Annotated in this window: 20 protein-coding genes and 1 riboswitch; of the genes, 19 read left to right on the top strand and 1 reads right to left on the bottom strand. The window is 41.4% G+C overall.

Annotation, left to right across the window (positions count from 1 at the left end):
* Window positions 1–101 precede the first annotated feature (101 nt).
* Window positions 102–731 (bottom strand): LuxR C-terminal-related transcriptional regulator, encoded by a 630-nt coding sequence (locus tag AWV70_RS12095; protein ID WP_060207394.1) that lies wholly within the window; start codon window positions 729–731, stop codon window positions 102–104.
* A gap of 535 nt (window positions 732–1,266) precedes the next feature.
* Between AWV70_RS12095 and AWV70_RS12090 the strand changes: the two genes are divergently transcribed.
* The 19 genes from AWV70_RS12090 (at window position 1,267) to AWV70_RS12000 (ending at window position 21,084) form a co-directional block, all read left to right on the top strand.
* A complete protein-coding gene (locus AWV70_RS12090; RefSeq protein ID WP_060207391.1) occupies window positions 1,267–1,881 on the top strand; it encodes a CalY family protein in 615 nt (204 codons plus the stop codon).
* A gap of 317 nt (window positions 1,882–2,198) precedes the next feature.
* A complete protein-coding gene (locus AWV70_RS12085; protein ID WP_060207389.1) occupies window positions 2,199–3,179 on the top strand; it encodes a hypothetical protein in 981 nt (326 codons plus the stop codon).
* Window positions 3,148–3,738: a signal peptidase I SipW gene (sipW, locus tag AWV70_RS12080; protein WP_060207388.1), complete on the top strand. Its 591-nt coding sequence runs from the start codon at window positions 3,148–3,150 to the stop codon at window positions 3,736–3,738. Before AWV70_RS12085 ends, sipW begins: the two co-directional genes overlap by 32 nt.
* Before the next feature lie 34 nt (window positions 3,739–3,772).
* Window positions 3,773–4,624, top strand: a complete 852-nt coding sequence (locus AWV70_RS12075; protein ID WP_060207386.1) for a hypothetical protein — start codon at window positions 3,773–3,775, stop codon at window positions 4,622–4,624.
* Between the two features lie 101 nt (window positions 4,625–4,725).
* The gene (locus tag AWV70_RS12070) at window positions 4,726–5,334 is read left to right on the top strand and encodes a class D sortase (RefSeq protein ID WP_060207384.1); all 609 of its coding nucleotides are present in this window, start codon (window positions 4,726–4,728) and stop codon (window positions 5,332–5,334) included.
* A 315-nt stretch (window positions 5,335–5,649) separates the two neighbouring features.
* Entirely contained in the window at window positions 5,650–6,075 is a 426-nt protein-coding gene (locus tag AWV70_RS12065) for a hypothetical protein (RefSeq protein WP_060207382.1), read from the top strand.
* A gap of 34 nt (window positions 6,076–6,109) precedes the next feature.
* On the top strand, window positions 6,110–6,883 hold the full coding sequence (locus AWV70_RS12060) for a hypothetical protein (protein WP_060207379.1): 774 nt from the start codon (window positions 6,110–6,112) through the stop codon (window positions 6,881–6,883).
* A gap of 70 nt (window positions 6,884–6,953) precedes the next feature.
* Complete coding sequence (locus tag AWV70_RS12055) at window positions 6,954–7,724, top strand: hypothetical protein (protein ID WP_060207377.1); 771 nt, start codon at window positions 6,954–6,956, stop codon at window positions 7,722–7,724.
* A gap of 168 nt (window positions 7,725–7,892) precedes the next feature.
* The gene (locus AWV70_RS23850) at window positions 7,893–9,008 is read left to right on the top strand and encodes a DUF5305 family protein (protein ID WP_060207375.1); all 1,116 of its coding nucleotides are present in this window, start codon (window positions 7,893–7,895) and stop codon (window positions 9,006–9,008) included.
* Window positions 9,009–9,211: 203 nt separating this feature from the next.
* Window positions 9,212–9,294: riboswitch (cyclic di-GMP riboswitch) on the top strand.
* Between the two features lie 201 nt (window positions 9,295–9,495).
* The gene (locus AWV70_RS12045) at window positions 9,496–10,137 is read left to right on the top strand and encodes a response regulator (RefSeq protein WP_060207373.1); all 642 of its coding nucleotides are present in this window, start codon (window positions 9,496–9,498) and stop codon (window positions 10,135–10,137) included.
* A gap of 323 nt (window positions 10,138–10,460) precedes the next feature.
* The gene (locus tag AWV70_RS12040) at window positions 10,461–11,702 is read left to right on the top strand and encodes an Nramp family divalent metal transporter (RefSeq protein WP_060207371.1); all 1,242 of its coding nucleotides are present in this window, start codon (window positions 10,461–10,463) and stop codon (window positions 11,700–11,702) included.
* Between the two features lie 21 nt (window positions 11,703–11,723).
* A complete protein-coding gene (locus AWV70_RS12035) occupies window positions 11,724–12,740 on the top strand; it encodes an NAD-dependent epimerase/dehydratase family protein (RefSeq protein ID WP_060207369.1) in 1,017 nt (338 codons plus the stop codon).
* Complete coding sequence (locus AWV70_RS12030; protein ID WP_060207367.1) at window positions 12,741–13,799, top strand: dihydrodipicolinate synthase family protein; 1,059 nt, start codon at window positions 12,741–12,743, stop codon at window positions 13,797–13,799.
* 509 nt (window positions 13,800–14,308) lie between these two features.
* On the top strand, window positions 14,309–15,160 hold the full coding sequence (locus AWV70_RS12025; protein ID WP_153009976.1) for a hypothetical protein: 852 nt from the start codon (window positions 14,309–14,311) through the stop codon (window positions 15,158–15,160).
* An 11-nt stretch (window positions 15,161–15,171) separates the two neighbouring features.
* Window positions 15,172–16,065, top strand: coding sequence for a Gfo/Idh/MocA family oxidoreductase (locus AWV70_RS12020; protein ID WP_060207365.1), 894 nt, complete (start codon window positions 15,172–15,174; stop codon window positions 16,063–16,065).
* Between the two features lie 499 nt (window positions 16,066–16,564).
* On the top strand, window positions 16,565–18,349 hold the full coding sequence (locus tag AWV70_RS12015; protein ID WP_082713594.1) for a methyl-accepting chemotaxis protein: 1,785 nt from the start codon (window positions 16,565–16,567) through the stop codon (window positions 18,347–18,349).
* A 149-nt stretch (window positions 18,350–18,498) separates the two neighbouring features.
* Window positions 18,499–19,272 (top strand): IclR family transcriptional regulator, encoded by a 774-nt coding sequence (locus tag AWV70_RS12010; RefSeq protein WP_060207364.1) that lies wholly within the window; start codon window positions 18,499–18,501, stop codon window positions 19,270–19,272.
* A gap of 149 nt (window positions 19,273–19,421) precedes the next feature.
* Complete coding sequence (locus AWV70_RS12005; RefSeq protein ID WP_235588642.1) at window positions 19,422–20,063, top strand: bifunctional 4-hydroxy-2-oxoglutarate aldolase/2-dehydro-3-deoxy-phosphogluconate aldolase; 642 nt, start codon at window positions 19,422–19,424, stop codon at window positions 20,061–20,063.
* Window positions 19,969–21,084 carry a 2-dehydro-3-deoxygalactonokinase gene (locus AWV70_RS12000; RefSeq protein ID WP_082713593.1) on the top strand — a complete coding sequence of 372 codons (1,116 nt, stop codon included), beginning with the start codon at window positions 19,969–19,971 and terminating at the stop codon, window positions 21,082–21,084. The genes AWV70_RS12005 and AWV70_RS12000 overlap by 95 nt, the downstream gene beginning before the upstream one ends.
* Window positions 21,085–21,102 lie beyond the last annotated feature (18 nt).

Genomic DNA, 21,102 nt, shown 5'->3' with positions numbered 1-21,102 from the left:
AAGATCCGCCCACAACAGTAAGACGTGGGCGGATTTTTGATTCGAAGGATTTCAATTATTCTATGGTTTATAGTTTCCGTCACATAACACATATGCTTCTATCATACCAATCCTACTTGGTTTGCATAGAGTGCGGCTTGTGTGCGATCGCCGAGGTTTAATTTCGATAGGACATGGCTGACATGCTTTTTCACTGTATTCTCCGTAATGAATAGACTCTCGGAAATTTGTCGATTCGAGAATCCCATTCCGAGTTTTTTCAAAACTTCCCTTTCCTTAGAGGTGAGCTTTTCTACAAGATTGTTATCTACTTGCGGTTTTTTCTGTGTTTGCATAAGCAGGTCGACGATATCGGGATCGTAGTATTTCCTTCCTTTTTGAATCACATGGATGGCATAGATGAGTTCTTCGGGTTGTGCATTCAATGAGATATAACCGTCCACATCCAGCTCCTTCGCACGCTCGAAGGACATTGGATCTTTTGAATAGGTCAGGATCGCAAACTTACAGGTGGCTCCTACTTGTCTTGCCTCAATAATTACCTCCAATCCACAACCCTTTCCCAAATGGAAATCAACAATAGCCAAATCCGGTTTTTCACTTTGAATGAGGACAAGCGCTTCTTGTTTGTTTTTTGCTTCTCCGGATACTTCCATCGTCTCTTGCAATGAAAGTATCGAAATCACCCCTTTACGGACGAGCGTTTGGTCATCCACCACTACAATTCTCATCACTCCATAGCCTCCTCACCTATTGTAAAAGAGCGTTCCGCGTAAGCGGATTTATACTACTTAAACTCCATAAACGAACTAGTACAAACATTCTATCAAATGAAACGTAAAATTGAATGACACGAAAGTGCAACATAGAAATCACCCTAAAGTAGAATGCCGGTGCGCCAAAAATCACTCGTTTGCGGGGGGATGAATTGTTTTTCTCGGTCTATACTGAACACAGTTCCAATTTCATAGTGAATAAAGCGAGGTCAAAAGGAGGAGATGGATTGTACAAAGTTTCACTCAAAACTGGAAATGAGTTTTTGATAAATGAAGATTGCATTCTACTTCTGATCCCAGATTGGGTGTGAAATATGCAAAAATAATTCATTCAAAACCACTCCAGTAAAAAAGTGAAACATTCGAAGCTAAAACAACTGCCAAACTATGAAGATGGTTCATTGATTCAAATCTGCTCTAAGAATCAAATTTATCTGCACGAAAAAACAAAATCGCAAGTGAAAAATGAAAATCATTGGAGGAATTTTAAATGGGTCTTAAAAAGAAATTGGCAATGGGTATCGCAACTGGCGCTTTGGCTGTAAGTATGATTGGCGGGGGGACGTATGCGTATTTCAATGATGTTGAAACTAGCACGAATACGTTCGCTGCAGGTACGTTGGATCTTTCACTAAGCCCTCAAGAGATTATAAATGTAACAAACATTAAACCGGGCGACTGGATGAATCGAGATTTTACTTTGAACAATGATGGCACACTCGATATCTCAAAGATCGAGCTTAAAACAGAGTACACCGTAGCAGATGCAGATGGTAATAACGTAGAGGACTTCGGAAAACACATCCGCGTTAACTTCATGTGGAACCATGATAAATCAATTACAGGACCTTGGACTGGGTTAGACCAGGTGATTTACTATACAACACTCGATCAATTACAGGGTATGTCACCAGATGCTGTTGCCAATAAAATCTTTGTTCCGTATTTGGAAGAAAAAGGAGGTTTAAAAGCTGGCGATTCTGACACGCTGTCTGTTCAATTCGAATTTGTCGATAATGGAGAAGATCAAAACGAATTCCAAGGGGATTCTTTAGAACTGAAATGGACATTTGATGCGAAGCAAACAAAAGGTGAAGAGAAATAATATTTCGGGAGGAGAGACCTTCTCCTCCCTCATTTATATTTTTTAAGCTAAGCAGCCAGATTTGTTCTTTATGTATATTTCTCAACATATAACTCTTTTTATGTTTTGAGGAATATAGGTAAGGAGATTGCATTGATAAAAACTTGAAAGGCGGAATCCGTTTGAGAACCAGGCGAAGACATACTCGTAGGAAAAAGAATCATGGACTATTTCTGTCTATAAAAATGGCACTCATATGTTATTTAGTAATTTTTAGCGCTAGTTATATGACATCCAACACATCTGCCTATCTTAGTAGCCAGGTAGTAGTTTCCCAGATGATCGCAGCAGGTATATGGATTCCGGCTACGGGGGAATGCGCGGAAGAAATTGGACTTGAAGAGGAATCTGAGTTTGTTGAAAGTGATAGTGTTCCGGGTGAACCTGTTGATAGCGAAGACCAAGAGCCAGGTGGAGAAGCTGGAGGCGATGAAACACCTGTCGGAGGTAAGGAACAAGTCGATGCACCCCAAGCAGAAACTGGAAGTGCCGTATCATCAGGTGGAAAAACACCTGTCGGCGGTGGAGGCCAGATTGGTACGCCACAAGAAGAAAGCGGAAGCGACGGATTATTAGGTGACGAAACACCAGGCAGTGGCGAAGAACAAGTTGAAGCACCACAGGAAGAAGTCGGAAGCGGTGCATCATTAGACGAAGAACCATCTGTCGGTGGCGAAGACGAAGAAGGCCTGCCTCAGGAAGAGGACGAAAACGATGTGGTGACAGGCGAAGCTGATGACGTCGACTGCGGAGACCAAGTTGGCGAGTCCGATAAGAAAGACGCAGAATTAAGCGATGACATCATTGCTGATTGTGGTGATGACGAAATTGAGGCTGAAATTGAGGCTGAAATTGAAACTGAAGAAGAAACTGAAATCGTCGACACCACTGCTGACTGCGGCGACATCGACGAGAATACCTCGGATGAAACCAAAACGGATGAAACGGTAGAAGATGAAAGTGCAACCGATCAGGAAACTGAAAAGCCAAGTGATGCAGAGGATACAGAGGACAACGAAGAATTGGGTCTCGACGGAGAGGAAGAACAAGAAAACCCTGAAGAAGACATTCAAACACAACCGGAAGATCAAGATGAATCTATAAAGGAAACTGAAGAAAAGCCTTCTATAGAAAGTAGTTCTGACGGCTCTGAAATAAAGGAAGAGGAAGAGATGAGTATACCTGAAGAACAACAACAAAACATAATGAAAGCAGGGGCGGATCCAAATGAAAACGAAAAAACTAATGAAGTGGATTAATAGCATTGTATCTACCATACTGATGATCTTGCTGATTGGTGTTGCCTCTGTAGTGGTCATTTCAAAAGCATCCGGTGGGGAGCCGCAAATTTTCGGTTACCAATTAAAAACGGTACTGTCCGGGTCCATGGAGCCGGGAATCAAAACTGGCTCGATCATTGCAGTGCAAAAGGCCGAAGATAAAACCAATTTTAAAGAAGGCGACGTCATCACGTTCATGGAAGAAGATATTTTGATTACCCACAGGATTACTGAGGTTGTTAAAAGCGGAGATAACGTCCTCTACCGGACAAAGGGTGACAATAATAATGCCGAGGACATGAATCCCGTTCTATCTGACAATGTAGTCGCGGAGTACACCGGTTTCACATTGCCTTATGTCGGTTATTTTATTAACTTTTCGCAATCGAAGAATGGGGCATTTCTGTTGCTGATCCCTGGTTTCCTATTGCTGATCTATTCCGCTTTTACAATATGGAGAGCACTGTCTCAAATCGAATTGCCTCAAAAAAAGCAAGCAGAAGTTTTGGGAGGAGACGGAGGAAAAAGTTCTTCCTGAATCAATCGCTACAAGTATACGAGGAGGCACTGCAATGAAAAAGTTATTGCTGCTTTTCCCGCTTCTTTTATTGAGTAGCGGAATCTGTTTCTATCCCGTGACTAGTGTGTTTGCGGATGGTGGAAATGATACGGGTCAAAAGGAAATAGACATCACTCTTGCGCCACAAGATATTTTATTTGCTATCAACGATATGAAGCCGGGGGACTGGGCACCACGTACGCTTGCCGTCAAAAATTCCGGCAGCAAAGATTTTGTTTACCAAATGAGTGTGCAAAATAATGGTAAAAAAAAGCTATTCAATGAGTTGATGTTGGAAATCAGTGTCGGCGAAAAGGAATTGTATCGAGGGAAATTGGCTGCATTTACTTCATTGCCTGCAAGAAAACTTGCAAAGGGGAGCACGGAGAATTTAGATATCACGATTCGTTTTCCAGAGCATTTAGGTAATGACTTTCAAGGGACTGACTCACTGTTCGCTTTCATTTTTACGGCTGAAGGAAAAGATGGCGATTCGGAATCTGTCACGATTCCAGGAGAAGTAGGGAACGGCGGTGGTGAGAAAACACCTGAAACCACTCCCGATCCAACAGATGACAAACCTGGTTCCACAACGCCAGACGAGCCGTCAAGCGATTCTGATTCCATTCCGCCTGAGTCGTCAACTAAAACTGACCCACCAGAGTCATCATCTACCAGTATGCTACCTAATTTGCCTGGTGCGTCAGACAGCAACTCTACAGCGAAGAAGCCTACAACATCAATCCTACCAGCCACGTCTACAAATATATTTAATCTAGTATTGTTCGGATCTGTTTTTGTGACTTTTGGGATTGTTTTAATGCTCGTGATGCATTATAGACGGTTAAAGCTAGTACAAAAATAGAAAACCGTAAGTGAGAAATGGAAAAGTTGCTTGCTCAGATTCGATTATGGAGCGGCGGCTTTTCTGTTTTCATCCAACACATCTTCAGGAGCTGATACGTTTTGCTGAAAAAAGTAGCTCTATTTTCTCTGGCAGTTGGCTTATTCATCATCGGATACGCAGGTTTGCAGTTATGGAACATAAAGCAATCTGAAAAGCTGGCTGTAGCGGAGGCAAAAGCGTTTTTGAACGAAATCCAAGGCAATGACTATTCGGAAGTAATCATCCCAACAGCTAAAACGGATTTAGATACTTCCGATCCGGAGCTGTCTTTTCAGATTGGACAAACGATTGGCATCCTAGAAATTCCAGGTATCAATAAAGAGCTGCCGATTGTAGAAGGGACGGACGAGGATGCTTTGAAGCAAGGCGTCGGTCATTATACGAGCACTGTGTATCCGGGGCAAAAAGATCAAATTCTATTATCAGGACATCGGGACACTGTCTTTACAGGACTGGACAAACTGAAAAATGGCGACACGATTATCGTGAAAATGCTTCATGGCACTTTTACCTACACCATAGTGGATACGGAAATTGTGGACGAAAATGATACAACCGTCATCCGATCAACAGCTCCGGAAGAAATGCTAACATTATCCACATGCTACCCCTTCCGCTATATCGGAAACGCACCCCAACGCTACATTGTCTACGCCAAGCCCGAATGAAAAACAGGTGCCTGTGCAGCATACAATTCAGTTTATTAGCTACAATTGCATATTTGAGACGACTTTTTTACGTTTAATTATCCATACGAATGAATTGTCATAAATGTGCCTTGCACAGGCATCTGCCAAGGTAGTGGTACCCGTCAAGGTTCTTACACTGAAGTAGTATGTCGTAGTAAACGAAATTGCCATTCAAGAGTACACCTTGGAGGGAGGTTGTACCACCTACATATACCTATACTTAAGATAGTTCGAAAAACATATAACACTCATTCGAACGGAGGAGATGGAAATCTGTTAAAGAGGTGCAAAGTGATGAGAAGAATTTTTATCATTGGCATTCTGGCATTATTTTTAGTCGGGGCAGGAACTACGATTTATGCAAAGTCAAACTCAGTACAGAATTTGTCTGACTGGTACAAAGATGCGTTTCAGCAGAAAAGCGGGTTGGTAGGGTCTTTAACGGCTGTTGAACTTGTAACTAGTTTGTCAGAGTTTAACCAGTTCATTACAGGATCGAAAAAATCGCTAGATGCTATGATTGCTGTCTTGTTTGACGAAAAAACGAGCGATGTACAATTGAGTATTGAAATGCAACATGCCGAGATGGTCGATGAACTAGAAGAAACGGTCGCAGCTTTACAGCAGGATAACTTCGATGAATATGTGGACGAGCTCAATATCGAAGCTGAACTAACGGTGGAAGTAGAAAAAATGTTAGAAGAGCTATTAAATGAGTAAACCATTAAAAAACATACTAAAGGGAGAGAATTACATGTTGAAAACAGTTAAAGGAAAAGTAATCGCAGGAACAGTCGCATTCGGTTTATTATCAGGAGTCGGGGTTGCGTTTGGTGCGACGGATGCTGGAGCACAATTGAAAACCTGGTACGATGCACAGTTTGGGAAGTCGAGTGATCGAATTGCAGTAGAGATTGCCAATTATGGTGAAGGTAAGATTGACGGGCTTGTGGCGGAATACAACGGCCTGAAGACAGACGCTGCCACTCAAATCAGCACGAGAGGACAAGAGGTAACAGATATTACTAATGATGGCATTGATAAGAGGGCAGGAGAGCATATCGATGCTGTCAAAGAACAGAAGGCGCATATTGAAAGCTATCTTGCTGGACAATTTACAGACTTGAAAAATTTCGCGGCAACTTTGATTAATGAAAGCGGAAAGAAAGCATTGGAGTATGCAAATGAAGACTTAAAGAATCATGCAAATGCAGCTGGAAGCGAAGCACAGAAAAAAATGGTTGAAGATGTAGACGCGGTTACAAAGAATGCTATCAAAGATCTAGAGGAAACTATTAAATATGCAAAAGAGGATCTTCAAGCCCAGTTGGACAAGAACACTGAATTGACAATCGAAGAAATTAAAGCTCTTATTGATGCGAAAATCAGCGAACTTCGTACAAAAATCACGGCGACGAATAAAGCTTTAATTGCTGAACAAAACAGAATCATTACAATGGGCGCCAAAGCACTTTTATTGAAAGCAGAGAGTGAATTACAAGCTATCGTTGACGGTATCAATAAATAAATCTGCCTAATGACAATAAGGACCTGCTGTACTGGGGTCCTTATTTACCTTGATAGGAGTGATAGTAGATATGAAACTTCCAGAGACGAACTTCAGAAAAGTGTTGTCTATATGCGCTGTATTGTTGCTCAGTATTGCACTCGGCGCAGGAATGAATAAGGCATTAGCCGGTCAAAACATACAAAGCTTGCTGACGAGCTGGTTTGATTCGAAACGAGACGCTTCAATCAATCAAATTGATGAAGCGATTACAAGTGAGAAAGAGCGTCTCATGGAAGAATTACGGGAAGCGATAAGAATGGAAATGCAGCAGTCAGATGCAGAGTTGGCGCAATTCACAGCTGATGAGACGGCTTTACGCCTTAGTATGCTTCAAGAGTACGCTGCAAACCTGATTGGCGGGTTGCATATCGATCTCACTGCTGAGAAAGCGGAGATTATAGCGAACTTGGATGCCGCTCTTGCGGAAGCGATGGCATATTTGGATAGCTCCATCATCGTACCTCCGCCGCCAATCTCCCCTCCTGCTACAGGCGGGGAAGGCACCATACCAGACGGGGTTGCTCCAGAAGAATCCATTGAAAGTGATGGGAGTAACGGTGAAGAATCAGAAGGGGCCGGAGAGACGGAGGATGGAACGATAGAGGTGGATGAGGAGCAGGAGCTGGAGGAAGAAAGTGGTCCTGATGCCGATACCGATGAGGAGTCAGAAATACCGTTGGAAGATGTCGAATCAAAAGATGAAATACGTGATACACCTGAAGAGGATGGAAGTAATGAGGAAGAGGAAAATACGATAGACGAAGAACTGGTTTCAGAAGAAGTACCGACGAATCTATAAAATTATACAGAAAACAGTTCTATTCTTCTATAGGACTGTTTTTTCCTCGTTGTTGACGCATGATTCAGTTATTCGACAAAAATAGAATGGATCGTACCGCGCAAATCGACGAATTGTTCTTATTTCATTTGTTATACTAGCCCTTAATTGAAGCTGGGAGGTGTGGTCGTGCTGAATAGAATCTTGGCTACTGTACTGAAAAAGAGCAATAAGAAACTATTTCTATCCTTACTGTCTTTATTAATTGTAATGGGCGGTCTGTCCGTTTACTCCTGGATTAGACCGAAAACGACAACTCTTCCAGCCGTTGACAGTGCACCTAGAATTGAAACGACCTATGCTTATCAAGCAGTGGTGGCACCTAACGTTCTTCATCCTAAAGGAGGAACGATTGAAGTAGGCGATACCCTTTATCCAAAAATTACAACCGCAATTCCTTTTGATGTAACGTCCGTCATAAGTGCAGAGGAGGAAGTGCTCGCCAAAGGAACTTATGAGGTACAACTACTAATTAAAGCGGGGGATAATTGGGAGAGGGCCTTCTCTTTGCAAAACAAACAAAACTTTGTGGAGAAAGGGATGGATATATCTGTTATCGACAGCTCCTATGAAATCGACTTGGCCCAAGTGAAAACGTTTATTCTTCAGGTGGAAAATGAAACTGGGGTTAGACAATCTCAATACGAACTCGAAATCGTTCCAACTATTCAAGGAGTACTTCAATACTCGGATAAGCTAACGGAGATCGACATCCAGGACAGGCTCCTATTCAATTATTTATCTGAGGAAATCAAGCTTGCTAGTGCGAAAGTCTTTTCTACAGCTATTCTGCCCAATGAAAATCAAACGATGACGACTTCATTCAGCGTCCTTGGATTCTCCTTTTCATTGCTTCTCGTGCGGATTAGTAGTACATCCCTATTCCTTCTTCTTTTAGTGTCCGTCCTATTTTCGCTTGTGTATTTGGACGAGGGTCCAGTGAACGCCGTTACATCGGAAGCGGAAAAGCTAACTAAGAAGTATGGAAGGCGCGTGATTCCAATCTCAAAACAAATTGATGTCGAAGGAAAGACCATTGTTCCATTCGCTTCTTTTACCTCGATGTTGAAAATTGCGGATGAAATCGAACAGCCGATTTTTTTCTATGAAAACGGAAATGAGCATAGCCAAATGTACCTTGTCGTAGACGTGTTATGTGTGTACACATATGTGCCGAGTACAGTTGCTGCGCCAGAGAGGGCAAATAAAGATCTTGGAAAGAGAAAAGAGTTTGTTATTGGTTAATGTATTTACATCGTCTTTTCAGTAATCGAAAAAGTGATTTTGGGAGAATTGATCTATCCGGTCAATTCTCTTTTTTGATTAATTGAGGTATTCGACGTTTAGTGCCAAAAAAATAACTTTTCAAGCAAAAATAGAACTATACTACTTACGTGTAATGACAAAATATTCAAATTTGGTTCGATATACTACTTGTAATACTACAATATTATCATGGAAACGATGAAATACGTCCTGTATGTGGGCACCTGGGATGTATGGAGTGAATGGTGCAACCGACCTGATTGAATGCGGACGACTGTCCGGTTTAATTGGGATTTTTATTTTTAGAGGGAGGATTTTTGGGTGAAAAGTATGAACTTGATGGGCATCGTTTATTCGCTTCATAGCTTGTAAGGAAAATGGAGTGAAATGTTTGCAAGAATGAGGAACTGCGGTACGTATTGAATTTCCGAAGATCAAAACTAGGCGAATAATGGAGATGATAAATATGAATATTGTAATTGTCGACGATCATGCATTGGTTCGGAAAGGATTAACCGCAATCCTTTCACTTGAAAATGATATAGAGATTCTTGGTGAAGCAGCAAATAGTCGGGAGGCGTTGATTGTATTGAAGTCATTGAAGCCGGATTTAACGATTGTCGATGTACGGCTTGGTGACGAATCGGGACTTGATTTGATTGTAGAGGCGAGGAGGCAAGGGGCGGTCTGTAAATTTGTTGTGCTAACCTCTTCAAGGGGAAAAGAGGACTTCACCCGGGCAAAAGAATTGGGAGTAGACGGCTATGTACTAAAAGAAGCATTACCCGAAGAAATGCTGCATGCATTACGCATGATCAATAAAGGCCGAACCTATTACGATCAAGGCGTACTCGATTTTGTAATGAGGCCGAGTACTTCATATAAAGCGGAGAAAAAAGCTGAGGTCCTGACACCTAAGGAGCTGGAAGTATTAATGGAACTGGGCAAAGGATTTTCAAATAAGGAAATCTCACAAAAAATGTACATCACCGAATACACCGTAAAAAAGCACGTCAGCCAAGTCCTCGCCAAGCTCGAACTCGCAGACAGAACCCACGCCGCGTTATATGCCAATGCAACTGGGTTGGTTAGATATGTGGTGAATTGAAGTGACACGAAATGTAATACTTTTTGGTGCCTGTGCAGCGCACTATTCAGTTTATAAGCTACAATTGCATAATTTGAAAACGCGAAGCCAATCGATTCAACTTTTGATTGGTTTTTTTGTATTTATATGTATAAGAATGAATTGTCATAAATGTGTCTTGCACAGGCACCGGTTGGAAGGCACCGGTTGGGGCGCCATTTTATGAAGTTGATTCTAGAATATGCTTGATTGAATTATGGTCATATTAAAGACATGTCAAATAATAGAACTTGATTGTATAATAAATTGGAAGGTTCAGATATTTATTAAAAGGGGGAAAGGGAATGGAGAAGAATGCGCTTTCAAGTGAAGTGGGGGCAGATGTGAAGCGTAAAGGGTCTTTGTTGAAGTATATCGGTCCGGCATTTATTACTTCGGCATTGATGTTGGGACCGGGAAGCCTGACGTTATCTTCAAAAATTGGAGCGGTTTACGGATCTCAGTTAGTTTGGTCAATCATCGCGGCAATTGTACTTATGATGAGCTATACCGAAATGAGTACCAGGATTGGTCTTGCTGGAAAAGATAGTTTCATTGGAATTATGCTTTCGAAATGGGGAAGAGTGGCTGCGGTTTTGATAGGTTTGGGGGCATTTGCTGTTACTGCATCTTTCCAGGCTGGAAATGCTATTGGCACGGGGATCGCTTTAAACGCATTGACTGGGGTAAACGAGAATGTATGGATTGTTGTTATGACAGCTTGTGCTATCATATTGCTTTTCGCTAAACATTTCTACTCAATTTTGGAAAAATTGATGCTAGGTCTCGTATTACTAATGTTAGGAGCTTTTCTAATTACATTCATTGCTGTTAAACCATCAATTGGGGAGATAGCAAAAGGTCTTATCCCGACGGTGCCAGATGGAAGTATGGGGCTAATCATTGCTTTGTTTGCAACCAGCTTTTCAATTGTTGGTGCGGTCTATCAATCCTATTTAGTACAGGAGAAGGGTTGGGGAATTAGCGACGCGAAGTATAGCGTACGTGAGTCGTATGTTGGCATTTTTATTTTAGGCTTAATTTCTTTCCTAGTCATGATGGTGGCTGCAACGATCTTGAAGCCGCAAGGTTTGATGGTGAATGATGCCAATGAAATGGGTCAATCATTAGAACCTATTTTTGGTTCATGGGCTATGATTGTTTTCATGATTGGTCTTCTTGGTGCATCCTACTCTTCACTTATCGGAAATGCGACAATTGGAGGGTCGATGCTAGCCGACGGGTTAGGATTTGGAAGAAAACTGTCTAGCATGAAAGTGAAATTGTCCATCATGGCTGTTATCTTATTCGGTTCAATAATTGCTATGATTTTTGGATCAGCTCCGGTCAACCTGATTGTTTTTGCACAGGCTATTACTATTTTTGTCGTACCATTCATTGCGATTTGTATTTTAGTGGTTGCAAATGATTCGAAAATCATGGGGCCTTTGAAAAATAAACTTACAAGCAATGCACTGGGAATTATCGGATTGTTAGTCCTATTATATTTAGCATTCAATAACTTTAAGAATATATTTCTTTCATAATAAACAAGGAGTGGTTTTAAAATGATGGATATTGAAACGTTAGAAGAGGTTATGACCGTTCCATCAAGTGAGCTTATTGAGGATATGAAGAAAATGGATGGAAATATACTCATATTGGGCATAGGTGGGAAAATGGGACCTACCTTGGCCAAAATGGCTAAGCGAGCAATTGATGAGGCGGGGCTCACTAAAAAAGTGATTGGTGTATCAAGATTCTCTTCGGGGTCGTTGCAAAACGAGCTTGAACATGATGGTATCGAAACGATTGCTGCCGATTTGATGAATGATGAAGATTTGCATTCATTGCCGAAAGAGAAAAATGTCATCTATATGGCTGGAAACAAATTTGGTACGACAGGTAATGAGCATGTAACTTGGGCTATGAATAGTTACTTGCCCGGTAGAGTTGCAGAGCATTTTAAGGATTCTCGAATTGTCGCCTTCTCCACGGGGAATGTTTATCCGCTTGTCCCGGTACTGCAAGGAGGTTGTGATGAGTCCCACCCGGTAGAGCCGGTTGGTGAATACGGACAGTCGTCATTAGGCAGGGAACGGGTATTTACGTATTTCTCCCACAAGAACCAAACACCTTTGGCTATATTCCGATTGAATTACGCGATCGACATGCGATATGGAGTTTTACTCGAAATTGCAAAATCTGTATTTGCATCAAAGCCAATTGATGTAACGATGGGTCATGTAAATGTTATTTGGCAGGGGGATGCGAATGAATACGCATTGCGCTCGCTGCTTATCGCGAACACGCCTCCTGAAATTATTAACGTCACCGGTCCGGAAACCCTTCCAGTCAGATGGGTTGCAGAAGAGTTCGGGAAGTTATTTGGCAAGGAACCCGTATTTGTCGGAATTGAACAGCCAACTGCGCTGTTGAATAATGCAAGTAAGTCACACAAATTATTCGGGTATCCAAGGGTTTCGATTCGAGAATTGATTGAATGGACTGCGGATTGGGTAGCAAATGAGCGAGAAACGATAGATAAGCCGACACACTTCCAAGAAAGAAAGGGGCAGTTTTAAATGGTTCTTTCTTTCGAAAAGAAGAAGTTATTGTATGAAGGTGCATTTATACCGGCCCATCCGCTTGCTTTGCACAATGACAAAAGTCTTGATGAGCAATCCCAGCGGCGTCTTACTCGCTATTACATTGAAGCCGGTGTTAACGGGTTGGCTGTTGGGGTTCATACAACACAATTCGAGATAAGGGATCCGGAAATTAATTTATATGAAAAAGTGTTGAGTCTGGCAATTGATGAAGTGGAAAATCTCAATGTAACTAATGAATTGTTAATGATAGCTGGGGTATGTGGTCCTACCGATCAAGCAGTCGAAGAAGCTAAAATGGCTAAACGGCTCGGATATGACATGGTACTAGTAAGCAATGGAGGATTGGGAAATTACACAGAGGAAGATTTACTTGAGCGGACTCGTAAAATTGCAACGGTCATCCCTGTGTTCGGATTCTATTTACAACCTGCTGTAGGCGGAAGACAGTTAAGTTTTGATTTTTGGAAAGCTTTTTCTGCCATCGATAATGTACTCGCGATAAAAATGGCACCGTTTGATCGGTATGAAACGCTTTCTGTTGCAAGAGCTGTTTGTGAATCAGGTCGACAAGATGAAATTGCGTTATACACCGGGAATGACGATAATATAGTCTTGGACTTATTTACAACATTTAAATTCAGGATAGATGGTAAATTGGTTGAAAAACAGATTGTCGGAGGATTATTAGGGCATTGGTCTGTCTGGACGGAAAATGCTGTTCAAATGTTCAAGAAGATCAAAGAAGCGAGAAATAAGGAAACAATAGAGCTGAAGTGGTTGAAAGTCGCTCAAAATGTGACAGATGCTAATGCCGCCTTTTTTGATTCGAAACATCAGTTTAAGGGAAGTATTGCAGGAATCAATGAAGTACTGAGACGGCAAGGGCTTCTGCAAGGAAATTGGTGTCTGGCAGATCACGAAGTGTTGAGTGAAGGGCAGAGCGAAGAGATTACACGCGTTGAAGAAGAATACCCGGAATTGAATGATGTGAAATTTGTTAAATCATTTTTAAACAATGTAAGTCATGTATAACGTATAGAAGACACATTCACCCGGATGTGTCTTTTAAACATAAGGATGGGATTGATTGGATGACAATTCAGATTAAAGTTGGTGTTGTAGGGCCATTGTGGATCCAGGAATCCCTTCAGAGATGCTTTGATCTTTTTCCGTCTCTAAGTCCAATTTTCAGACTGTCGGATTGTTTGTCGGACGCAAGTGAAATAACTAGGGAACTTTCTTCTCAGGTGGATTGTTTGCTGTATTCCGGGCGAGTGCCATACTTGGTTGCAAAAGAGAGTATCCCTGATCATCTTTCAGCTTTTTATATTCCGTTAAAAGGGGCGGGCCTATACCGTGCACTCTATCTTCTGAAAGGAAGAAAGGAAATGTCACATATTAGTTTTGACGGAATACAAATACCTTTTATTGATTCGGTCAAAAAATCTTTGTCGGAGAGCTTCACATATACCGTTTTCGAGGAACCGGTTCTGCCCAACAGTTTCGAGTGCATTGTTCATTTTCATAAAGAGGTACATAAAGTGAAGGAACATTGTGTTGCTGTGACTAGTTTGAAAATAGTACATGAACAGCTTAAAAAGGAAGGAATTACAAGTGAATGGCTCATTCCGACTGAAGAGGATATGATTGTGATTTTGGAAAGGTTGTTGTTGGCTACGACTCAACGTAAACATAAAGAAATGCAAATCGTCTTTGGGCGAATTTATATTGACGATACCTCGTTCATGAAAGATTTCAAGACCGAGAAGCAACTTCAAACGAGAAATCACAAAATATATAGTATGCTGTTTGATTTTGTCGAACAGTTTGATGGGTTCCTAACTTCTTTGCACGAGCATGAATATTTATTTGTAACAAATCGAGGGGCTTTTGAGAGGATTACGGAAGGATATAAGTCTTTGCCCATACTTGATGAGGCGAAAAAAGGATTGGATATAAGGTTGTCTATCGGAATAGGATTTGGAGAGACTGCATTTCAAGCGGGTGGGAATGCAAGAACAGCAGTTTTCCAAGCGAAAAACTTTGGAGGCAACTGCGGCTTCATAGTTCGCGAGGACCGGGAAGTGTTTGGTCCGCTTGAGCTTGATGCGCCTATTAAATATCCATTGTCCGTTACTGACCAAAAGTTGATAGAAAAAGCCGCGGATATCGGAACGAGTGCTGTGTATTTGGAAAAGACCCTCTCGATGTTGAAGAGGAAAAAGGACAATAAATTTTCGGCTCAGGAAGTCGCTGAAATATTGGGGATTACAAATCGAAGCGCCCATCGAATTTTGCAGTCTTGGTTGGATGGGAAAATCATCGAAGTCATCGGAACTGAAAAGATGACTACAAGAGGAAGACCAAGGCAAGTTTTTGCGATCAAAGAGTAGGAGGGATGTAGGTGCGGATTGGTATGATTGGTTTAGACACGTCACATAGTGAAATATTTACTAGCCTTTTGAATGATAGATCAGCAACTCATCATGTCCCGGGCGGATTGATTACACATGCCATGCCAATCTATTCAGAGGATCTTCCAATCAGTTTTGAACGGTATCCAAAATACCGGGATATTGTAGAAAGACGATATGACGTTATTATCGTTACTGAAGTTGATGTATTAATGGATAACGTGGATGCAGTAATTATCGGTACTGTGGACGGAAGAAATCATTTGCATTGGTTTAAGAAAGTCGTATCTTACAAGAAACCGGTGTTTATTGATAAACCGATTGCAATGAGTGATCGTGAGGTTGATCAGATCATTGAATTGGCAAAGCGATATAATACTCCAGTCATGAGCAGTTCTTCGTTACGTTTTGCAGACTCAGTCGAAAGGTTAAAGAATCTTGGTATGGAGAAGTTTGAAAGTGGTTATTTTTACGGTCCTTTACCTATGCAAAAAGCCATGCCTGGATACTTTTGGTACGGTGTTCATACGATCGAACTAATCGTTTCATTGCTTGGCGGTAATTTACAGGTCATGCATAGAGAAAAAACTGAGCGTTTCGAAACCCTGAGACTATTGCGTAACGGGACGGAAGAACTGTTAGTGAGAGGAGATTATAGTTGGCATGATCGATTTGGAGGCATTTTACATTTTGGTAATCGGACAGAGGCATTTCAGTTATGGAACGATGAAAGACCTTACTACGCAAATTTACTAGAGGAAATGATCGGCTTTTTTCAAACTGGGGAGACGAAGGTCCCTCTAGAGGAAACAGCAAAGATTATTAGGTTAATTGAGGAGATAAATGGTATGGGAGTGAGCTCGAATCAATGTAAGAATCGTTAAAGACGCCCTCTTTTTGGTGCCTGTGCAGCGGACTATTCAGTTTATTAACTACAATTGCATAAATGAAAAACACAAAGCCAATCGATTCAATATTTGATTGGCTTTTTTGTGTATTTATATGTATAGGAATGAATTGTCATAAATGCACCGTGCACAGGCACCGGTTCAATTCAGTTTATTCACTACAATTGTATATAAGTGCATTAAAAGACACCTACAACGAGCATATCAAACTTTCAACTGTATTTTCATGCTTTCAAGTGAATTGTCATAAATGTGTCTTGCACAGGCACCATTCTATGGGGTTCGTTACCTTGAACCTAAATAGTAAAATGAATGCCTATCTTTATACTTATTATCAAGGTATAATAGCCATGGTAAAAAAGTCGCTGTATAAAGTTGGGGGGTGCTTTGGATGTGAGACTGTTTTATTGAAATTTGCTGGAGGGGCAAAATGCATGATCAGTAAGCTACTACATTCGTAAAAGAGGGGCGGAATATGAAGAGATTGTTTCAATTTAAAAAGTTTTTTCGATTTAAAAGACCGATTCAATCTGAAAAGGTAACACAATCGAAAAAGCCGATTCGATCTAAAAAAGTATTTCAATTTAAAACAATAAGAGGAAAAATGATCTTTGGTTTCTCATTTGTTATTGCGATTTTCCTTTTATCCAGTATTTACAATATTTCAGGAACGAAAACGGTAAATGAACAGGTGAAAAATATTACGGAAACAGAATTGCCAGTTCTTATCGCTGAAGAGCAATTGATGGCGAATATGGCAACTCGAATGGGATTGCTCCGTGGATATCTATTGAGTGGGGATGCTGATTTCAAAAAGCAATTCGACGAATACACTGAAAAAAGTGAGGAATATTACCAGTTCGTCTTGGAGCAGGGGGCCAATCAGAAACTTGAGGTGCTGATAGCAAGGGAAAAGGATTGGGTAAAATATGTGAGGGGACAGGTTTTCGAGGTATATGATCGAGGTGAGAAGGAACAAGCAATTTCGAACCAAAATCATATTAGTTCAACAACTACGTCGGTTATGGCAGGCTATGAGGAATTGGCGAGCGAACGAGAAGCGTTAATTACCGAAACTGGCAAAGACATCATCGATAGTGGATCGAAAGCAGTGAACATATCTCTGTTTATTTCAGTAATAGGCGCTATTCTTTGTGTTGGCATTGCTTTTCTGACGGCAAGTGTCATTACGAAGCCGATCATTCGCATAATGAATCGCATGAAACAGATGGCGGAAGGCGATTTAAGTAGTGAACCGTTGAGTAGCACTACAAAAGATGAGGTTGGGCAGCTCGTTTTGGCAACGAATGAAATGAATCATAACATACGTCAATTACTTGAAGAAATTAACGGTGTTTCTGAATCATTGACTGGGCAAAGCGAGGAATTGACGCAATCGGCAAATGAAGTAAGTGCGGGATCACAGCAAATTGCCTCCACAATGCAAGAATTGGCAAGCGGTACGGAAGTACAAGCTAGGAATTCCGGAGATTTAGCTTCAGGCATGCGTTCTTTTGCTTCAACTGTAATAGAAGCTTCTACAAATGGAGAAAAGATTGGTCATGCTTCTGCGACCGTTTTGGAGATGGCGGGCAAAGGAAATCAATTGATGGTCATGTCGAACAACCAAATGACCAAGATCGACCATCTCGTTTTAGAGGCCGTGGGGAAAGTGCAAGGGCTGGATGAACAGTCTCAAGAAATCTCGAAATTAGTGTCCGTGATACAGGATATCGCGAGTCAAACTAACTTGTTGGCGTTAAATGCAGCAATCGAGGCAGCAAGGGCTGGAGAACAAGGAAAAGGTTTCGCAGTCGTTGCTAACGAAGTTAAAAAGCTTGCTGAACAAGTTTCGTCATCCATACTGGACATCACAGGAATAGTGGAAGGGATTAAAACAGAATCCGGCATCGTTTCGGCTTCATTGCGAGATGTTGCCAAGGAAGTCGATCAAGGGTCTGAGCAGATCCAGTCTACGCAAGAAACCTTCAGTCAAATTAATGCTGCGATCACAGAAATGGCAGGAGATATCAATAGCGTATCAGATAAGTTGAGCCATATTGCATCGAACAGTAAAGAGATGAATGAATCGATTACCGAGATGGCTGCTATTTCAGAGGAATCAGCTGCAGGGGTTGAACAGACATCGGCATCTTCACAACAAATTAGCAGTTCGATGGAAGAGGTCACGGCAAGTTCTGTGGCATTGGCCAACTTAGCCGAAAACCTGAATGGATTGATACGGAAGTTTAAGATATAAGAGTGTCTGACATCGTTTTATATTGACCGAGAGGCAACGTTTGGTTTCACAACTCCCATATAACTGCTGCTTGTTGTTTTTGTGTAAAACTTTAGTATAATCAACCTAAAGAACAATGTTCTGTACTACGGAACAGTGGGAGGGTTTGAATGAAAAATGAAGTTGTCACGGTCCAATCGGTAGATCGTGCATTGATCATACTAGAGATTTTAAAAGAGGAGCCAAAGGGTTTAGGAGTTACTGAGTTAGCTGCTGAATTAAATGTCTCTAAAAGCACAATCCACCGGTTATTAATGTCGCTATTGAAGAAAGGGTTTGTTCAACAAGATTCGGAGAACCAAAAATATCGGTTAGGTCTGAAATTGATCGAGTTCGGTCAAACGGTATCCGATCATATCGACTTACGCGATGTAGCGTCAAGCCATCTTCGACAATTGGCTGAAAAGACGGGAGAAACGGCCCATTTAGTCATTCGAGAAAAAAGTGAGATCGTCTATATCGATAAAATTGAAAGCTCTGCTACAATCCGCATGTTCTCCAATATTGGAAAACGTGCCCCGATGCATTGCACAGGGGTCGGTAAAGCGATTCTTGCATATTTACCGGAACAAGACATTCTTGAAATTGTTGAGGATAAAGGTTTGGTAGGTTTCACCCATAAGACGATCGTTGATATTGAGACCCTATTGCCTCATCTGGAAGAAATCCGAAACAGAGGGTATTCGATTGATGATGAAGAACATGAATTGGGCATTAAATGTGCGGCTGCTCCCATCTTGAACGCAAAGGGTGAGGTTGTTGCAGGTATCAGTGTTGCAGGCCCGATTATGAGAGTAACTGAAGAGAAGCTAAGCGCTATGGCTGCAGAAGTTTTACATACTTCCCTGGAAATTTCTAAAATGTTGGGCGGAAAGGCTCTCTAAGTGTAAATCTTGAATTGACTTTGTTTTTGTTTTCGCCTTATAATTAAGACATGCATTGTAATGGAACGTCGTTCCTTATTAAGGAACGACTAAAAAATGCACTATTAATGAAACGGCGTTCCTCATTAAGGAACGAGAGGGGTGAAAATTTGAAATCGGTCATAGACAGGATTTCCGAAGAAAAGATTGTTTCCATTATTCGTGCAGAATCTACGGAGAACTTACTTTCTACCGTCAACAGCTTATACAAAGGCGGAATTCGCATGGTTGAAGTGACGATGAATACGCCTGGAGCGTTGAAAGGTATAGAGGAGTTGAAAGCGCTTTACCCCGATTTGATAATTGGGGCGGGTACCGTATTGGATTCCGAAACGGCAGTTCTCTCAATTATGGCAGGAGCAAGCTTTTTGCTAGCACCTACGTTGAACCGAAAGACAATCGAAGCAGCTAATCGATATGATGTGCCTTTAATTCCTGGGGTTTTCACTCCGACTGAGGCATTAACTGCCTATGAATATGGAGCTAAAATGGTTAAAATATTTCCGATTCGTAAACTTGGTCCCGCATTTCTGACAGACCTTAAAGGTCCATTGCCTTTCATTCAAACCATGGCTGTTGGCGGCATCTCGCTGGAGAATGCGAAGGATTATTTGGAAGCTGGCGCTACATCGCTCGGTGTAGGAAGCTCGTTAGTCGATGACGAAGTGGTTAAAAAGGGAAATTTTGAAGAAATTGAACGGCGTGCATTCCACTTTGTTGAAATTGCCACTAATGCGCGTACATCCAGATGAAAAACAGAAATGCGGTGATAGAGTGTTTGCCATACTTATTGACTCTGGTACGACCAATTCAAGAATCAGATTGATCGACAAGGGAACAAATCAAATTAAAGATATCGAGAAAGTGCGGATAGGCGTCAGGAATACTGCGATTGATGGCCATAATGACGAGCTGAAAAGTCATCTGCACACCGGATTAGGATATTTGCTAAAACGAAATCATCTCGAAGCTTCAGATATAGAATATATAGTCGCTTCCGGTATGATAACGTCAAATTTGGGGCTTTACGAAATACCTCATATTTTAGCCCCCGTGGCAGTAGAGGATTTTGTAAGAAACTCCAAGGTTGTTGCATTGAAAGAGTTTTACGACATACCTTGTATTTTTGTTCCAGGAATGAGAAATGGCGTAACGGATGATCATCCAGTTGAAATGATCAATCAATTTGATGTTATGCGCGGGGAAGAAGTGGAATCCATCGGCTTAATGAAACAATTGGATTTGCATGGCAAAGGGATTTTAGTCTTGCCAGGATCCCATACAAAATTTGTCATTGTTGATCGGGATCAGTCACTATCTTCTTGCCTATCCACTTTAGGTGGAGAGACACTTATGGCCATGCAGAAAGAAACGATACTTTCTGATTCCATCAGTCCGAAATTAGTTCAGTCAGTTGATAAAGATATGCTTATCAAAGGGTTTGAAGCTGCCAAAAAGTATGGACTGACAAGAAGCTTCTATCACATTCGATTGCTACAGCTGTTTGCAGATCTGACGGATAATGAAAGGGCTAACTACTTTGTCGGTTCAGTCATCTATGATGATATCCAAGCGCTTCTGGGCAGTGTTGAAGGAATTGGGGATGTTGAATGGATTGTAGTTGGTGGAACCAATCCATTGAGACAATCTTTTGCATATCTGTTGAATCAAATGAGCACGAAATGGTCAGTGATAGAGGCTGATGACTTGCAAGTTGAATACTCGCTCGTGATTGGCGCGCAAGAAATTGCCAAGAAAATGTTCAAAAACTAGTAGGGAACTACAAAGATC

The organism is Sporosarcina koreensis, from assembly GCF_001531445.1.
Lineage (GTDB): Bacteria > Bacillota > Bacilli > Bacillales_A > Planococcaceae > Sporosarcina > Sporosarcina koreensis_C.
Note: the sequence above shows the minus strand (reverse complement) of the source record. Positions and strands in the feature narration are given on the sequence as shown.

Bases quoted from the DNA above. Each gene is read 5' to 3' on its own strand.
- AWV70_RS12095 (WP_060207394.1), bottom strand. From the start codon at position 731: ATGAGAATTGTAGTGGTGGATGACCAAACGCTCGTCCGTAAAGGGGTG.
- AWV70_RS12055 (WP_060207377.1), top strand. From the start codon at position 6,954: ATGAAACTTCCAGAGACGAACTTCAGAAAAGTGTTGTCTATATGCGCT.
- AWV70_RS12000 (WP_082713593.1), top strand. From the start codon at position 19,969: ATGACGAAGTGGTTAAAAAGGGAAATTTTGAAGAAATTGAACGGCGTG.
- AWV70_RS12015 (WP_082713594.1), top strand. From the start codon at position 16,565: ATGAAGAGATTGTTTCAATTTAAAAAGTTTTTTCGATTTAAAAGACCG.
- AWV70_RS12040 (WP_060207371.1), top strand. From the start codon at position 10,461: ATGGAGAAGAATGCGCTTTCAAGTGAAGTGGGGGCAGATGTGAAGCGT.
- AWV70_RS12060 (WP_060207379.1), top strand. From the start codon at position 6,110: ATGTTGAAAACAGTTAAAGGAAAAGTAATCGCAGGAACAGTCGCATTC.
- AWV70_RS12045 (WP_060207373.1), top strand. From the start codon at position 9,496: ATGAATATTGTAATTGTCGACGATCATGCATTGGTTCGGAAAGGATTA.
- sipW (WP_060207388.1), top strand. From the start codon at position 3,148: ATGAAAACGAAAAAACTAATGAAGTGGATTAATAGCATTGTATCTACC.
- AWV70_RS12065 (WP_060207382.1), top strand. From the start codon at position 5,650: ATGAGAAGAATTTTTATCATTGGCATTCTGGCATTATTTTTAGTCGGG.
- AWV70_RS12085 (WP_060207389.1), top strand. From the start codon at position 2,199: ATGATCGCAGCAGGTATATGGATTCCGGCTACGGGGGAATGCGCGGAA.
- AWV70_RS12035 (WP_060207369.1), top strand. From the start codon at position 11,724: ATGATGGATATTGAAACGTTAGAAGAGGTTATGACCGTTCCATCAAGT.
- AWV70_RS12090 (WP_060207391.1), top strand. From the start codon at position 1,267: ATGGGTCTTAAAAAGAAATTGGCAATGGGTATCGCAACTGGCGCTTTG.
- AWV70_RS12075 (WP_060207386.1), top strand. From the start codon at position 3,773: ATGAAAAAGTTATTGCTGCTTTTCCCGCTTCTTTTATTGAGTAGCGGA.
- AWV70_RS12030 (WP_060207367.1), top strand. From the start codon at position 12,741: ATGGTTCTTTCTTTCGAAAAGAAGAAGTTATTGTATGAAGGTGCATTT.
- AWV70_RS12010 (WP_060207364.1), top strand. From the start codon at position 18,499: ATGAAAAATGAAGTTGTCACGGTCCAATCGGTAGATCGTGCATTGATC.